At 43.6% G+C, this 16,661-nt stretch carries 15 protein-coding genes; 13 read left to right on the top strand and 2 right to left on the bottom strand.

Annotated features, from left to right (window positions below):
- The first annotated feature begins 105 nt into the window (after window positions 1–105).
- The 13 genes from DWY57_RS02310 to DWY57_RS02250 all read left to right on the top strand — a co-directional run bounded on the left by DWY57_RS02310 (window position 106) and on the right by DWY57_RS02250 (window position 12,763).
- Window positions 106–1,245, top strand: a complete 1,140-nt coding sequence (locus DWY57_RS02310) for a DNA cytosine methyltransferase (protein ID WP_057089728.1) — start codon at window positions 106–108, stop codon at window positions 1,243–1,245.
- Complete coding sequence (locus DWY57_RS02305) at window positions 1,242–2,324, top strand: DNA cytosine methyltransferase (RefSeq protein WP_229068171.1); 1,083 nt, start codon at window positions 1,242–1,244, stop codon at window positions 2,322–2,324. Before DWY57_RS02310 ends, DWY57_RS02305 begins: the two co-directional genes overlap by 4 nt.
- Window positions 2,325–2,326: 2 nt before the next feature.
- Window positions 2,327–3,373: a DUF3883 domain-containing protein gene (locus DWY57_RS02300; protein ID WP_057089729.1), complete on the top strand. Its 1,047-nt coding sequence runs from the start codon at window positions 2,327–2,329 to the stop codon at window positions 3,371–3,373.
- 2 nt (window positions 3,374–3,375) lie between these two features.
- Entirely contained in the window at window positions 3,376–5,133 is a 1,758-nt protein-coding gene (locus tag DWY57_RS02295) for an AAA family ATPase (RefSeq protein ID WP_087331937.1), read from the top strand.
- 4 nt (window positions 5,134–5,137) lie between these two features.
- The gene (locus DWY57_RS02290) at window positions 5,138–7,402 is read left to right on the top strand and encodes a restriction endonuclease-like protein (protein ID WP_119961287.1); all 2,265 of its coding nucleotides are present in this window, start codon (window positions 5,138–5,140) and stop codon (window positions 7,400–7,402) included.
- A 246-nt stretch (window positions 7,403–7,648) separates the two neighbouring features.
- The gene (locus DWY57_RS02285; protein WP_119961286.1) at window positions 7,649–8,128 is read left to right on the top strand and encodes an HU family DNA-binding protein; all 480 of its coding nucleotides are present in this window, start codon (window positions 7,649–7,651) and stop codon (window positions 8,126–8,128) included.
- 126 nt (window positions 8,129–8,254) lie between these two features.
- Window positions 8,255–8,482, top strand: a complete 228-nt coding sequence (locus DWY57_RS02280) for a DUF4248 domain-containing protein (protein WP_005831704.1) — start codon at window positions 8,255–8,257, stop codon at window positions 8,480–8,482.
- A gap of 136 nt (window positions 8,483–8,618) precedes the next feature.
- Window positions 8,619–9,068: a DUF4890 domain-containing protein gene (locus DWY57_RS02275; protein ID WP_016272777.1), complete on the top strand. Its 450-nt coding sequence runs from the start codon at window positions 8,619–8,621 to the stop codon at window positions 9,066–9,068.
- Between the two features lie 60 nt (window positions 9,069–9,128).
- Window positions 9,129–9,677: a DUF4738 domain-containing protein gene (locus DWY57_RS02270; RefSeq protein ID WP_005831701.1), complete on the top strand. Its 549-nt coding sequence runs from the start codon at window positions 9,129–9,131 to the stop codon at window positions 9,675–9,677.
- Window positions 9,678–9,726: 49 nt separating this feature from the next.
- Complete coding sequence (locus DWY57_RS02265) at window positions 9,727–10,404, top strand: response regulator transcription factor (protein WP_016272776.1); 678 nt, start codon at window positions 9,727–9,729, stop codon at window positions 10,402–10,404.
- Window positions 10,401–11,690, top strand: a complete 1,290-nt coding sequence (locus DWY57_RS02260) for a HAMP domain-containing sensor histidine kinase (protein ID WP_025833705.1) — start codon at window positions 10,401–10,403, stop codon at window positions 11,688–11,690. The genes DWY57_RS02265 and DWY57_RS02260 overlap by 4 nt, the downstream gene beginning before the upstream one ends.
- A 92-nt stretch (window positions 11,691–11,782) precedes the next feature.
- Window positions 11,783–12,223, top strand: a complete 441-nt coding sequence (locus tag DWY57_RS02255) for a PepSY-like domain-containing protein (RefSeq protein ID WP_005831697.1) — start codon at window positions 11,783–11,785, stop codon at window positions 12,221–12,223.
- A gap of 36 nt (window positions 12,224–12,259) precedes the next feature.
- The gene (locus DWY57_RS02250; protein ID WP_005831695.1) at window positions 12,260–12,763 is read left to right on the top strand and encodes a PepSY-like domain-containing protein; all 504 of its coding nucleotides are present in this window, start codon (window positions 12,260–12,262) and stop codon (window positions 12,761–12,763) included.
- A 90-nt stretch (window positions 12,764–12,853) separates the two neighbouring features.
- On the opposite strand, the gene DWY57_RS02245 is transcribed toward DWY57_RS02250, so the two are convergent.
- Window positions 12,854–14,065, bottom strand: a complete 1,212-nt coding sequence (locus DWY57_RS02245) for an L-serine ammonia-lyase (RefSeq protein WP_117966895.1) — start codon at window positions 14,063–14,065, stop codon at window positions 12,854–12,856.
- 56 nt (window positions 14,066–14,121) lie between these two features.
- A complete protein-coding gene (locus DWY57_RS02240; RefSeq protein WP_119961285.1) occupies window positions 14,122–16,659 on the bottom strand; it encodes a Smr/MutS family protein in 2,538 nt (845 codons plus the stop codon).
- Window positions 16,660–16,661 lie beyond the last annotated feature (2 nt).

Genomic DNA, 16,661 nt, shown 5'->3' with positions numbered 1-16,661 from the left:
AAGTGGACCGCAAGTAAGGTTGCTTGCTTTTTACTATCTTTGCCCATTAAACGGAGAAAGAATATTTTTTATAATATTCTCATAAAAAGTGGAAAGATCATAAAAATGAAACATTCTAAGTTTATAGATTTATTTGCAGGATGTGGCGGATTAAGTTTAGGTTTAGAAAATGCAGGTTTTGAAGTCGTGTTTTTCAATGAGATAGTACCTACTTTTGCTGCTACTTATCTGGCTAATCATCAATTGGAGGCAGGTAATTATTATATTGGGGATATTAACGGGTTGAATGCCAACATTGAAACCTATAGAGATATAATACTTAATCCGGAGAAGCCTATCACTCTTGTTTGTGGAGGACCTCCGTGTCAAGGATTTTCAATGGCGAACAGGCAGCGGATTATTGATGATCCAAGAAATCAATTATATAAGGCATATTTGCAATTTTTGTCATATACGCGTCCGCAGTTTTTCATAATGGAGAACGTGAAAGGAATGGCGAGTAAGATAGATGAAATTAAAGATAATTTTATAGAGTATTTAGGTGATGAATACTTGTTTGATTATCGTTTGCTTAATGCAAAAGATTTTGGAGTTCCTCAAAATCGTGAACGTTTCATTATGATAGGAAACCGTATAGGTATTAAGCCAGGCATGATTTTTAATCAGATAGATTGTTTTAGGCGTGAGCCATTTGTGCTTCGTGATGCTCTGGAAGGGTTGCCATGCCTACAATCTCGCAAAATGAAAAACCAAGGAGAATTAGAATCGGAAGAGTCTGGATACACAGAACGAAATTTCGAATACCCTGACACTTCCTTTTATCATTTTATTAATGGGGACAGGGTCGTAAAAAAACTCTATAACCATAAGAATAGATATAATAATCCGCGTGATATTGAAATTTATCGCAGGCTTCCACAAGGTGCTAATTCATTGCACGAGTCGATAAGGGACATTATGCCTTACAGTAATAGAAACCATATGTTTAAAGATAAATATTTTAAATTGGATGAGACACAGGTTTGCAAAACAATAACGTCGCATATGAAATATGATTGTAATATGTATATCCACCCAAGAGAAGCAAGAGGACTCAGTCCACGGGAGGCTGCCAGAATTCAGACTTTTCCGGATGATTTTGTTTTCTGTGGAGCACAGAATTCGTGGTATGCACAAATAGGAAATGCTGTACCTGTCAAATTAGCAGAAGCTATTGGACGGGGAATAATGAAGTTTGTGAAATGATTATACGTCGTACACTGCAACATATAGAACTTTTTGCCGGCATTGGCGGATTCCGTACTGCTATGGATATTCTTGGCAGGGATAAGATTGCACGATTTAAGCATGTGGGATATTCTGAGATAGATAGAAAGGCTGTTCAGACCTATTGTGCCAATTACGATACGGAAAATGAGGTGGTAATGGGGGATATTGTTCATTTTACAGAATCTGTTGAAAGAATCGGAAAACTGCCGAATTTTGATTTGTTGACAGGTGGTTTTCCGTGTCAGACTTTTAGTATGATGGGACATCAACGAGGCTTTGATGACGAACGGGGATTGATGTTTTTTCGTATTATGGATATTGTCCGTGTTAAACATCCACCATACATATTGCTGGAAAATGTAAAGAACCTTTATACACATGATAAAAGACGTACCTTTACTCGTATTGTTGAAGAGCTTAAAGCGGCAGGGTACAATGTAGTGTATGATATTTTTAATACTCAGGATTTCTGTCTTCCCCAAACCAGAAATCGTGTATTGATTTTTGCAACATTAGAACCATTGCCTAATAATTTTATTTTTTCATCTAAGGCCGTTAAAGAATGTTTTGAATTTAATAAGTCGAGGATGAGTGTCCGACAAAGTGACACTGTAATAGGTATCCTAGAAAAAAATGTACCAGACAAATACATGCTTTCTGAAAGAATCAAACCAACGTTATTGGCTGATGGATCTGCCGGGTTTAAATCGAAATCAGAGATAAACCAATTGATAGCGCGCCCGCTAACAGCTTCAATGCATAAGATGCATCGGGCATGTCAAGACAATTATTATAGTCTGGATTTTATAGCCTCAGATGGTGCCGTGAATCAAGCGATTAATTTGAGCAAAGACGAGCAGGCTCGTTTGCCTATTCGTAAATTGACGCCTAAAGAAGCTATGTTGTTACAGGGATTTCCTGAGGATTTTGCAGCAAAAGCTTCAGCTATGGGCGTTGCTGACGGAGCTCTTTATAAACAGGCCGGCAATGCTGTAAGTGTAAATACTATATATGCTGTACTATTTTATTTGATTACTAATAAAATCATCCAATAATTATGTTCTTTAAAATAAATGCAGAATGCCATATCGGTTTCAAGAAACTTACAGCTGCTGACTTGGGTATAGGCACAAGCCATCAAACCCATATAGGCTTATATGAGGGAGTACTTAATTTTCTCCCTGATGTGGATGTCGTTTCTACGGCTATGCTTATATGCGATGGCTATTGTGATATCATTAAGTGTTATTTTGATCGAATAGAAAATCCAGATGGAACATTCCGTAGTCCTAAGATTAGAATTGGTGGGTCTGAAGAGTCAGTAGTAAAAAGAATAAGGGAATTTGCTTCCGCGGATACAGGTGCGGATTGGTATTTACTTTGGTTCGGCTTGGAAAGTGAAGAATTGGTTTTTATTCTTTTAAATGCTAATTCGGAGGATTATCATAGATTACATTCTTATATTTCTGATAATGATAAAATATTAGATGAATCCCATCCTGCTTTTGCAGCTATCTTGCAGTATATTGAAGACAAAGTGAACAGGGTTAGCGTTGATTTGCAGAAAGATTTGGAGGTTGTGGCACAAACTGGTAGAGGAGTACATGAATATAAACCGAAAGATATCGAGAAAGCTAATAAGTATTTCTGTCAAACAGGAAGGGCCGGCGAAGAGCTGATTAATGAATATTTTGATAAAGAGTGTGCGGCCGGACATATAAAGTCATACCTATGGATGAATGCGAGTCGGGAATCGGGGTTGCCTTTTGATTTTATTGTTAGCTCCGATTCATCGGCCGCTTTGCATGTAGATGTTAAATCAACTCAATTTGATTGTAATCAACCTATTGTTTTTAGTGATGGTGAGATTCGTTTCATATCGGAGTACGGGCGTGATACTTACCAGGTGTATCGTGTATTTGATATGTCGAATGAGCAGAAAAAACTTTGCATATACCATGAAATTTCATCATATGCAGATGCAATATTGGCAAAGCAAAATATATTTGGTGCGGAAATATCTCAGTTATCTACATCGGTAAATTTAATAAAATATGCTGTGCGGCCAAATATTTTTAATGTTGGACAGGAAATAATGTTGTAGAGATGGATAAAGTTATAAAACAGATACATTCACAAGATGCCGGATTTAAATTGTCTCCTAAAAAGTCTGGAGAGACAAGTTTGAATCTTTCCAATGTAATTTTGAATTTCTTGGTAGATAAACCTCTTTCGAGAGGTGATGAAATTTCTGTTAGTTTTAATCTGTATAAAGAGGACTTCTTGAGATGCTTGAGCTATATCGTGATGCATCTGCCACTTTATAGGTCGTCTTCGCAGGAGTCTATGAAAATAACATTCTCGACAGGGATGTTTGCTTCTTTATATAATCCAATAGAGGAGTTTTTTGGTGCTTCTGAGATACAGAGATACGATGTGAATTTACTGTATCGCCTTGATGGACGGATTTATCTGAATGGCTTGAAAAAGGGGACCTTTTCTTTACGTAACTATCTGGTCGAAAATAATACGACTTTAAGTTTTCTGAAAGATGAAAAAGGGGAGTATTCTTTACGTATGGAAATGGGGGATTTAGAAAATGTAGTTTTGGAGACTGATGTTTTACCGCTTTCATCAATAATAGCTCAATTCCGTCCTTATATCACAGCCATTAAATCCAAACCCTTCATTCTTCTTGCCGGCATTTCGGGTACAGGAAAATCTCGTATTGTTCGTCAATTGGCTTATGCTACCGGAGGTGAGAATCCGGATGAGGTTAAAAAGCCGTATAATTATGAGATGATACAGGTGCGTCCCAATTGGCATGATTCAACAGAGTTACTGGGCTATGAGACAAGAATCTCTGGGGAAACAGAATATGTGCTTACCGATTTCTTGCGTTTCCTTGCAAAAGCCTGGTATTTTGAGGAGACTCCTTTCTTTTTGTGTTTGGATGAAATGAACCTGGCTCCGGTAGAGCAATATTTTGCAGAGTATCTGAGTGTGCTTGAAACCCGTAAATTGAACAATGGAAGAATTATTTCCGATTCATTGTTACCGCCTCTGAATAATTATGGAAAAAAAGGAAATACATGGGTGGGGGATATCATGATGAATGATCTCTTCGGAAAAGATTGGAAAATAAACGGCAAGTCTGTGGAAAAAAACAAGGAACGTGAAGCTCGATTGAGAGAGCAGTTTCGTACGGAAGGTATTGCATTGCCACCCAATCTGATTGTGATGGGGACAGTAAATATGGACGAAACAACCTTTAGCTTTTCTCGTAAAGTCTTGGACCGTGCCATGACTATCGAGATGAACAAGGTGGATTTTTCCGGAGGACTGACTAAAAAGGATTGCCGAGTGGCTCCTATTGCTTCCGAAATTATTTTACCTAATGCAGTAGAGGCTATGGATGTATATGAGGCGAACCAGATTATCTGTGACCATGTGATTTCTTATTTGACAGAGATCAATGGTACACTTGAGGGAACACCTTTTAAAGTGGCATACCGGACGCGTAATGAGTTTATCCTCTACGTGCTGGCCAATCTTCAATATGAGGGTAACGATGTGTGTTACAGGATGATTAGAGCTTTGGATGAGATGACTTTGATGAAAGTTTTAAGCCGGATTGAAGGTGACAAGAATAAATTGATGAATTTGAAGCAGACCGGCTGTGTTTTGGACGATCTTGCTACTCAAATAAAACAATCGTTGGAAAAAGTTTATCAAGATTTTGACGCTTCGGATAATGAGAAATCTATCTACAACGACTGGGATAAAGAGTCCGTATCTCTATGTAAGCTAAAAGAAATGAAGCGTAAACTGGACAATACTTATTATTGCACTTTCTGGAGCTGATGAAATGGAGGCACTTCTGAAGTTGGTACACGAAGATTTTGAACTGTTGGTCTCTTGTAATTCTTATGATAGGATTTACAGGAAAGCGGCGGAATGCATGCGTGTGGAACAAGATTCAGAAGCTTTGTTGTCCTATTATATATGGGATGGAGATAAAGCGGTTTTGACTTTTCGTGGGATTTCCATAGAAAAAGGAGCGTATGTCCCTTCCGTTTTCTTTGAAAATACGGATTATCAGTATTGGATTCATTTCAAGAAACAAGTGACGGAGGCTTGCATAGACACTCCGTTAAGAAAAGTAAGCGATGGCTTCTGTTTCAATGAGGATGCGCAAGTGCTTTATGGACACATCAACTATGGCAATGATATTGGCCGGGCAGACTTGAAGATTGCATATCGGCTGCGAGAGGGGGTAAGAAATATCTTCTCGTTCGGTTATGATGTATTGGCCATAAAATTGGATTATCACAGTGATTTGAAACATATTATTGCTGATATAGAGGCTGAATATCGCATGCTGTCCTTAGACTTCTTTAGGCGTACTCACCATTCTTTTTCGGAAAAACAACAAGGAGAAACACCCGATATAATCTGGTGGAATTTATTCCGGGAAGTTAACGAAGAATTTGTCCGTGCTGTGAAAATTGTGGTGGATAGCCCCCGTAACAGGATAGTATGCGAAGAAGTATATTTGCGTGCCGATAAATTGAAGCGACTCACACCGAAACTGGAAATGCAGTTGGTGGAGCATCGTCAGGAGTCGGGACATTTATATCGGACGGAAGTGTCGACCATGAGTGTTGATACTTTTGAAAATCGCTTTTTGAAATATGCCGTTCGTTTTGTGATGCAGAAGTTTGTCTCTTTGAAGGAACGGATAATGGCAAACTATCCGATGGACTCCAATGGGAAGTTTATAGAAGGCTTGGCAGATACGGAAGAGGAATTGAAACGTTTGGTATATCATCCCTTCTTCAGGACGGTAGGTGCTTTTAAGGGCATGAACCAAGAATCTCTTGTCTTGAAACAAGGAACAGGATATTCGCAGGTTTATCGTGATTGGCTGTTATTGACTTGTAGTTATGATTTGGAAGAAGGAATACGGAGCCTGGAACTGAAAGATATCGCAACCTTGTATGAGATATGGTGTTTTATAGAGGTTAAAAATCTTGTGCAGCAACTCTTGGGGGGGGAGAAGGTTGTGGTTGACAATCAAAGCCGTATGGAATTGAACAAACATTTCACTTATTCATTGGCAAAGGGGCAGAAGTCGAAGGTTGTCTTTTCACGTAGAACATCAGAAGGAGATTTGGTCGAGCTTGCCGAAGTGATTTATAATCCGAGGGAAGTACTTGGAAAAAGTTCGACGGAAACATCAATAGACCATACTTATTCGTTCACCGTGCCACAGAAACCGGATATCGTGCTTCAGTTGACGAGACGTGATGTAGAAAACGGATTCAAGCTGACTTACCTTTTCGATGCAAAGTATCGGATTGGGGATACGGATATAGATGGAGTGGATGTTCCGCCTGATGATGCTATCAATCAGATGCATCGTTATAGAGATGCTCTTTATTATGATCCAAAACAAGAAGGGCTTCCTATCAAGAAAGAGGTGTTGGGAGGTTATATACTTTTCCCGGGAAATGGAAAGGATGAGGATGTGGAAAATGCCAACTTTTATCGTTCCATTGAAAAAGTGAATATCGGTGCTTTTCCGCTTTGCCCTAACAATGAGGGGAGCGCACATTTGCTGGAACGGTTTCTGCGTTCGCTGATTTGGGAACAACCTACGGTACAAATCCTTCAAGATGTAAAGTCGCATAAGGGGACAAGCCTAACGATAGAGAAAGTCGGGAATATCTTGGCGGTTACTGTCTTTGAAAATGGAGAACGTGAATATTATGACAAGTTCCGGAACCGGGAAAACGAAATAGAATATTATTTTGGAAAGATTACTCCTTCTAATAAATTAGGACTATTGAATTTCCAGAAATATGATTATTTTGTGCCTGTGATTAAAGGGCAGATACGTGACATTTATCAGATAGACTTCTGTTCGGTGATGTATCGCAAGGATCTTCCTCATCGGGAGGGAAAGCAAATTGCCGATGATGATGTAAGAATTGTGATGAAACTGGTCAAACCTTCTTATTTGATAGGAAGCAAACAGTTTGTCCCCTTGAAGTCTGTATTGTTTCCTCCTCGTCATTGGGGATTTCGAGAGTTTACATCCGTACGTGAACTTTTGAGTTTTACGGTTTAACCTTCTTGGTTCATTTGCCAAACTATCGGCTTCTAACTTCCGATAACTCCGGGCGAAGCCTTGACTCCCGATAACTGCCGTGAATAATATAGGTTAAACCTCCTTTAACCTCCTTAAACCTCCGTTAAAGCACCACCCCGTTTTCTGCCCGTTGTATCTTTGCATCGTGGTCACAAAGAAACTGGTTTTGCAGACTGACGAGCGAACAAGACCGATTTTTATTAATCAACTTAAAATTAAAAAACTATGGCTTTGAATTATGAAGTAAAAAAGAGAGTATTCGGTTTTGACGAGACAAAAACGGAAAAGTACGTGGCGCAGATGAAAACTTTGGGTGTGGTAGGTTTTAAGGATTTATGCGACGAGGTTTCCAAGATAGGCATGGCGCCTCGCGGTGTGGTGAAGCTGGTGCTGGACGGATTGATCGACACCTTGAATATGGATATCAACAAGGGATTTTCGGTACAGCTGGGTGAGTTCGGCTGTTTCCGTCCCGGCATCAACGCCAAGAGCCAGGACAAGCTGGAAGATGTGAAGGCAAGCACGATTTATCGCCGCAAGATTATCTTCACTCCGGGCTTCTACTTTAAGGATATGCTGACCCGTGCCAGTGTAGAGAAGATGGATTGGTCGGGCAACGGCACCGTTTCTAGTGGGGGTAGCTCCAAACCAAATCCGGATGGCGGCGGTTCCGATGGCGACCAGGGAGAAAATCCGTTAGGATAAACATTCTGTAAATAAGGAGAATATGAACTTTCTCAGAAAAAGGTTCATATTCTCCTTGAAATACTTGACTTCGCCTTTTGAATATCGTATCTTTACATTAATCATTAAAAAATCAGACAAACTGCTATGGAAACAGAAAATGGCTTTCGTATCACGACTTATAAAAAGAAAGATTTGGCATGCCTCTATTGCCCCAATGCTACTGCACGTTGCGCCATCCGCACCCTGACGCGGTGGATAAAACGGAATCATGAACTGTATGAAGCCTTGGCGCATACCGGGTACAATGTAAGGACACGGACATTCATGCCGAAGCAGGTGAGTCTTATCGTACAGTATCTGGACGAACCTTAATATTCTTTTCAACCTCATTTATTATGTTAAAGCGGGAAGTTGAGGTTAAACTTCCCGCTTTTGTTTTTGTCATAGATACGTTGCAACACAATAGGTATAACTAACATAAGGTATTAATTAAAAAAAGAGAAAAATGATGAAAAGAATAGTTCTGATATGGATGGCCGCCTTCCTAATGGGTGGCATGGCAATGGCACAACATGCCCGCCACAGTGATAAAATGCCCGAACCGAAAGTCCGTGCCGAGCGCATGACGGAACGGATGGTGAAAGAGTACTCCTTGAACGATACGCAGAAACAACAACTGCTGGAGGCAAATCTGGCATTGGTTGAGAAAATGGGAGATATGCCGATGCATCGTGCCAAAGCACACAAGCATCATAAGAGAGATGGTAAGCGCCATCAATTGACGGATGAGCAACGCGCGCAGAAAAAAGCGGAGATGGAAAAGAAGCGTGAAGAGATGAAGACTGCCCGTATTGCTTATGACTCACAACTCCAGAAGATTATGACGGAAGAACAATATGCTGCATACAGCAAGAAAGTGCAGGATAGAAAAGCAAAAATGGAATCTAAAAGAAAATAAATTTTCTATTGCATTCAATTTGTACTATTTTTGTCCGGTCAACTACTAAAAAACAGAACGATGAAGAATATAGTCTATATTTTAGTGTGTGCATCGGTCATCTTCTTCACTGCTTGTTCGTCGCAAGACAAGAATAAGAAAGACGGTACGCAGGTATTGATGCAGGATAGTACAGAAATTGCCGGCCCACAGCGCATGCAGGTGTCTGATGTAAAAACATCCTTTACGTATAAGGGAAAAGAGTATCAGTCTTCTGTAGTGCGCCGGCCGGATGAATCTCTGCCGATAGTGAAAAACGAGCAGGGGGAGAAATTTGTGGATAACCGTATCACCTTGCGCATCACGTGCGGCGGGAAGCAGGTGGTGGATAAAGTGTTCACCAAAGATAATTTTGCTTCGTTGGTGGATGCCAAGTTCATGAAGTACTCTATTCTTGAGGGGCTGGTCTATGACAAGACCACTCCGCAAGGAATCATATACGCGGCCAGCGTCTGCTATCCGCAATCCGACCTTTATGTTCCCATCAGACTGACCATTACGGCTGACGGGAAAATCTCCATGGCAAAAGAAGAACTGATGGAGGATTATCAGACAGACAGCATTGATTAGTGGATAGTTTTCCAGATTGTTTCCAGTTTTATAGACCATCTTTGCCGGTATGAAAATCCTGATTGTAGAAGATGAGCAAGATTTGCGGGAAACCATCCGCACTTCGCTCTTGAAAGAAAAGTTTGTTGTAGAGACCGCTGCCGACTATTTTTCGGCATTGGATAAAATCAATGACTACGATTACGACTGCATTCTGCTGGATATCATGTTGCCTGGCGGGAGCGGTCTGGACTTGCTGCGTGAGCTGAAACGGCTGCACCGCAGTGACAGTGTGCTTATAATCTCGGCAAAAGACTCGCTGGACGACAAGGTGGACGGGCTGGAACTGGGAGCCGACGATTACCTTACAAAGCCTTTCCATCTGGCAGAACTCAATGCACGTGTCAAGTCATTGATACGTCGGCGGCAGGCGAAGGGAGATGTGACCGTCACCCTTGGAAACCTTTTGCTCTACCCCGACAAACGGCAGGTAGAGATAAACGGAAAACCCTTGCAGCTGAACCGCAAGGAGTTCGACCTGCTTTATTATTTTGTAGTCAACCCCGGCCGGGTCATCAATAAAATGAGCCTTGCCGAGTCGGTGTGGGGAGACAATATAGACCAGGCGGATTCGTTGGATTTTATCTACTCGCAAGTGAAGAATCTGCGTAAGAAATTGAAACAAGCTGAGGCTACCATAGAATTAAAGGCTGTCTATGGATTCGGCTACAAACTCTCCGAACGATGAAGCTGCTGAGCTACACCTACCGCAAACTTGCATTGCTGCTGTTTCTGTTGATGGCAGTGTGGGGTGTGCTGTTCTATTACGCAATCATTGACGAGGTGGTGGATGAGACGGACGATACGTTGGAGAATTACGGTGAGATATTGATGGAGAGTGCGCTTCACGACCCCTCGATACTCGAAACGGAAGGCTCGTTGATGTCTTTCTATAAGTTCACTCCTATATCCGAAGAGGAAGGGCGGCATTACAGACAAGTGTTCTATGATGCTACGGTTTATATCGAACTGGAGGATGAAGACGAACCGGTACGTGTCATGTGTACCGCTTTCCGTATGCCCGACGGGCAATATTATGAGTTGAAACTGATGATTTCCATTTTGGAGCGGGATGACATGGTGGAGGCTATGCTTTGGTATCTGGGAGCGCTGTTCCTGCTGTTTCTCATCTGTACTTCCATCGGCATCCAGTTGGTGCTGAAGGGAGTGTTCCGTCCGTTACATAGGTTGCTTGACTGGCTGCACTGCATTCAGCCCGGCAAGGAGGTGCCTCCATTGGACAACCCGACGAAGATACGGGAGTTCCGCCAGCTGAGCGATGCTGCATTGGATATGGGCAACCGCAGCTACAAGGCATACGAGGAGCAGAAGCAGTTCATCGAGAATGCCTCGCATGAGTTGCAGACACCGCTTGCCATCGTGAGGGGAAAAGTGGAACTGCTGGCTGAGAGTGAAGGGATGACGGAACAGCAAATGGAGCAGCTGGACGAGATATATGCCACGCTGGGGCGTGCCGTAAAACTGAACAAGTCCCTGCTGTTGCTTTCCCGTATAGAGAACGGGCAGTATACCGAGATGGAGGATGTCTCGGTGGATGAGATATTGGATGAACTCTTGCCCGACTTGATGGATATCTATGAACATAAGCAGGTGAGACTGATACGAAAACGGGAGGAGCAGCCTTTTATTATCCGTTGCAACCATTCGCTGGCGCAAATACTGGTTTCCAATCTGGTGAAGAATTCGTTGCTGCACAATAGGGAAGGGGGAGAGTTGCAGGTACTTACCACTCCAACTTCGCTGGTCATAAAGAATACGGGTGATGTTCCTTTGGATGGAGAGAAGTTGTTCCGGCGTTTCTATCATGGCATGGATGGCAAGAAAGACTCCACCGGACTGGGGCTTGCCATAGCGCGTTCCATTGCGTTGTCGTCTTCATTGAAGCTCACGTATGAATGGCAGGACGGTATGCATACCTTCCGTCTGGTTAAAGAAAGTAAAATTTACTGTTAACTGCGGTTATTCCCAAATCTTTCCTAATTCTCTACCGTTATTTGCAGTGTGAATAATATGAAATTTATTAGTAACATTAAAAAATAACGATTATGAAGAAAGTATTGTCTATTCTTGTGTTGGCTCTTGTAGCTGTTCAGTTTGCCTTTGCCGGTGATGTCATCACTCAGGATACCAAGCAGCTTCCGCTGACGGCACGCAATTTTATCAACCAGTATTTCTCGAAACCGCACATTTCACACATCAAGATTGAAAGTGAAATATTGCAGACTAAAAAATATGAAGTGCTGTTGACAGACCGTACGGAAATAGACTTCGACAAGAAAGGAAATTGGTTGGAAGTGGATTGCAAGAAGTCCGCTGTTCCCGAAGCATTGATTCCGGTTCCGGTAAAGGAGTATGTGAAGGCTAACTTCCCGAGAGAGATTATTACTAAAATCGAACGTGGACGTACCGGTGTGGAAATTGAATTGGGTAATGACTACTCTTTGAAGTTCAACAAAAAGGGAAAGTTCGTCAGCATGGACGATTGATTCTCCAGTAACTATTAACCTAAACTTTATAGAGAAATGATGAGAATGAAGATTCAAATGTTGGCGATGATGTTCATCGCCGCCTTGGCACTTGGTGCATGCAGTGATGATGACGACAAGGATGATGTCAAAGTGCCCGAAGCAATGTCACAAGCATTGAAGTCCAAATACCCTTCCGCAATCCATGTGGAATGGGAACAGAAAGGGGGCTATTTCGTTGCAGATTGTAAAGTGGATGGGCAGGAAAAGGATGTATGGTTCAATAATCAGGCGGAATGGCAACTGACGGAAACCGAATTGCTTTGGAATAATCTTCCGGGAACAGTACAGACCTCTTTCAGCGCCAGTGAGTATGCCGGTTGGAAGATAGAGGAGATTGTTCTTTTGGAGTATCCGGTAGTGCCTATGCAGTTTGTCATTGAAGTTGAAAAGGGAAATGCAGAGTATCAATTGTTCTATTCGGAAGAAGGCGGCTTGCTACAGACAAAAGATGTGAGCGGTAATAGGGATGATACGCATTGGCCGGTAAAACTTGATTAGAGAAGAGTTAAGGATAAGGGATTAAGGACATTAGTGTTGTGCAATCATATTGAAAACTTAATCCCTTAATCCTTAATCCCTTATCCTTAACTACATCGGCTTATAATCCTTCGCCAGTCCTCCTTCGCTGGTTTCTTTGTAGAGGGAGGGCAGGTCGTTTCCGGTTTCTTTCATGACTTCCACCACCTTGTCGAATGATACGCGGTGCATGCCATCGGTGAAGGAGGAGTAAAGGTTGGCATCCAGGGCACGTGCGGCGGCGTAGGCATTACGTTCGATGCACGGGATTTGTACCAACCCACAAACCGGGTCGCAGGTCATTCCCAAATGATGCTCCAATCCCATTTCAGCGGCATATTCTATTTGTGCCGGACTGCCTCCAAACAATTGGTTGGCTGCGGCTGATGCCATGGAACATGCTACACCTACCTCTGCCTGGCATCCGGCTTCCGCTCCCGAAATAGAAGCGTTGGTCTTCACGATGTTTCCTATCAGTCCGGCTGTGGCAAGGGCACGGAGTATGCGTGTGTCGCTGAATTCCCGGCTTTTTTGCAGATGATAGAGCACTGCCGGTACAATGCCACACGAACCGCAGGTAGGTGCAGTGACAATGACCCCACCTGACGCATTTTCTTCACTTACTGCCAAGGCATAGGCAAATACCAGTCCGCGCGACTGGAGGGAAGCCTTGTAGCCACTGGCACGTATATAATAGGTAGAAGCCTTTCGGCGCAGATTCAGAGGGCCAGGCAGGACTCCTTCACTATCCAATCCCCGTTTTACGGCAGCCTGCATGGTTTTCCATACCTCCTGCAGGTAATCCCAAATGTCGCTTTCCTCGCATTCCTTGACGTACTCCCAGTAACTTTTTCCGGTACGTTCACACCATTGTAGTATTTCGGTCATACTGTTCATTTTGTATACATCCGGAGTGTTTACGGATGATGCTCCGTCATTCTCTTCTGCCAGGGCACCGCCTCCGACACTGAATACGGTCCATTGGTCGGTCTCCTTGCCTTCGCTGTCCAAAGAGACGAATTTCATGCCGTTGGGATGGAAGGGCAGGAATATTTTGGGTTCCCAGATTATTTCTACCGGTGCTGCGGGTTGCAGTGTCTCGGTGATGGCAACATTGGTCATGTGTCCCTTGCCGGTAGCGGCGAGGCTTCCGTACAGGGTTACTTGGAATGCGGCTGCTTCGGGATGCCTTTCCAGGAATATCTGAGCTGCCTTGCGCGGCCCCATAGTGTGGCTGCTGGATGGACCGGTACCGATGCGGTAGAGTTCTTTGATTGATTTCATATATTTCAGATTTATGATTTAGCTTTAACTATCAGTTATCAACTGTCAATTATTCATTAACTCAAGTCCACAACGGTGATGCCTGCTCCGCCGAACTGTATATGTTCGTCGGCAAAGTGGCGCACTCCGGGAACGGTTTCCAGATATTGGCGGATAAGCGTGCGCAGGATACCCGTTCCAGTTCCGTGAAGGATACGCACGCGTGACATGCCGACAAGGATGGCATCATCAATGAAATAGGTAACGGCTTGCAAGGCTTCGTCGCCACGCATGCCGCGGACATCAATGTCTTGTTTGAAATGTAGTTTCTTCTCGTACATGCTGTCCTGGGTTTGGACACTGATGAAAGTGTTTTTGGTGGACACATCAGCTTGTTTAGGCTGCGCGTTGGTACGTTCCAGCCTATCTAGTTTTACGGTAGTTTTGATGCTGCCGAACGCGACGACCGCATTCTTGCCATTCACTTCCATTACTTCTCCCACAGAGGTTTGTCCCTTTATTCTGACGTTGCAGCCGGGGGTGATGGCTGCAAGGCGTTCTGCTTCCTTCCGCGCCTGCTGTTCTGCCAAAGCCTGGGCGGATAGCCCGTCCTCTTTTCCTTTGCCTGCTTTCTTTTCTTTTTTCCGGTTTTGCTTCTCTTTCAGCTTTTCCATTTTGCGGGCAATTTTTTCTTCCAGTTCCTTGTTGGTAAGCGATTCCATTGATTCGCGGAAGTTCGTCAATTCCTGGCGGGCCTGGCGTGTCTTTTCTTTTTCTGCTTGGGCTTCTTTGATGGAGCGTATGGTGTTCTCGATGCGCGCATTGGCTTCCTGCATCAATTGCTCCACTTCTTCTTTCGCTTTGCGCAGAATCTCCTTCCGGGATTTCTGCAAATCTTCGATTTCGGTTTGATAACGCTCGATAGTCTCTTCCATGTGCTTTTCACGCTGGCGTATTGTCTGGCGTTTGCCTTCCCAATAGCGTTTGTCGCGCACAATGTCTTGCAGGTACTTATCGGCATTGATGTATTCGCTGCCCACAATTTCCGAGGCATCGGCGATGACATCTTCGGGCAGACCTATCTTGCGGGCAATCTCTACAGCGAACGAACTGCCAGGATTGCCTATCTGCAACTGGAACAGTGCTTGCATCAGATGGCGGTCATAGAGCATGGCGCCGTTTACTACACCTTCGTGGTCTTCGGCAAAATGTTTCAGATTCTGATAGTGTGTGGTGATGACACCGAACGTCTGTTTTTGGTTGAAGCGTTTCAATACGGCTTCGGCGATGGCGCCTCCTATTTGGGGTTCTGTTCCACCACCGAATTCATCAATCAGGATGAGGCTCCGTTCATTGCAACTTTTCATCATGATTTTCATGTTTGTAAGGTGGGAGGAATAGGTACTCAAATCATCTTCAATGGACTGCTCGTCACCGATGTCAATGAATATGCTGCTGAATATTCCGGCATGACTGCGTTCGTGCATCGGGATGAGTAGTCCGGATTGCAGCATGTATTGCAATAAGCCTACTGTCTTTAGGCAGACGGACTTGCCGCCTGCGTTCGGACCGGAGATAATGAGGATACGTTGCTTTTCATTCAGTTCGATGTCAAGCGGTACGACTTTTTTGCCATGTTTGGCGAGAGAAAGCTGCAAGAGTGGGTGTACCGCCATTGTCCAGTCCAGCAGTTGCTTGTTTTCGAGAGCCGGTTTCAGTCCGGATATTTGCTCGGCAAACAATGCTTTGGCACGTATGAAGTCTATTTCGGCAAGGAACTCATATGATAGCAGTACGTCGGAGATGGAGGGACGCAACTGGTTGGAGAAGTCCGTCAGGATGCGGATAATTTCTCTGCGTTCGTCACCTTCAAGTTCTCGTATGCGATTGTTGGCTTCCACTACTTCGGCAGGCTCGATGAATACGGTTTTACCACTGGCCGACTCGTCGTGTACAATACCGCGTATTTTCCGTTTCAGTGCCGGTGCAACGGGAATGACCAGACGGCCGTCACGCATGGTGGGCGTTACGTCTTTGTCCACAATGCCCTCGGACTGGGCATTTCGTAGAATACTATTCAGTGAGCGGGAGATGCTTCCCATAGTACTTGCCAGTTCCCGGCGGATGCGTGCCAACTCTGTAGAGGCATTGTCCTTGATTTTTCCGTAAGGGGAGAGGATGCCGTTTATTTTTGCTATGAGCTGTGGGAAAACGGTGATGTCTCCCGCCAGTCTTTTCAGACAAGGGTAGGGGGAAGCGCCCTCTTCCTCATCATCGTCGCTTTTCTGTAGGAAGCGTACAATATCACGTATGGTTTCCAGTGAACGGCGCAGGTCAAAGAGCTCTTGTTCATCCAGATACATGCCTTCCACGCGTATGCGTTTCAGTGACGGACGTACATCAAAAAAGTATTGTGCCGGGAAGTTGTCTTCTTCTTGGAGTATGCGTACAAATTCAGTGACTTGGTCCAAACGCTCCTCCACCTCCCCAAAGTGGTCGGAGAATGCCATGTCTATCACCCGTTCTTCGCCAAGTGTACTGAGACATTTTTCTTTCAGCAATTGGCGTATTTGGTCGAAACCTATTTTCTGTTCAAAGTTCTGCGGATATATCATGG

It is taken from the genome of Bacteroides sp. AF25-5LB (assembly GCF_003602965.1).
GTDB lineage: Bacteria > Bacteroidota > Bacteroidia > Bacteroidales > Bacteroidaceae > Bacteroides > Bacteroides uniformis.
The sequence above is the reverse complement of the archived record's forward strand: the minus strand, read 5'-3'. Positions and strand labels throughout refer to the sequence as shown.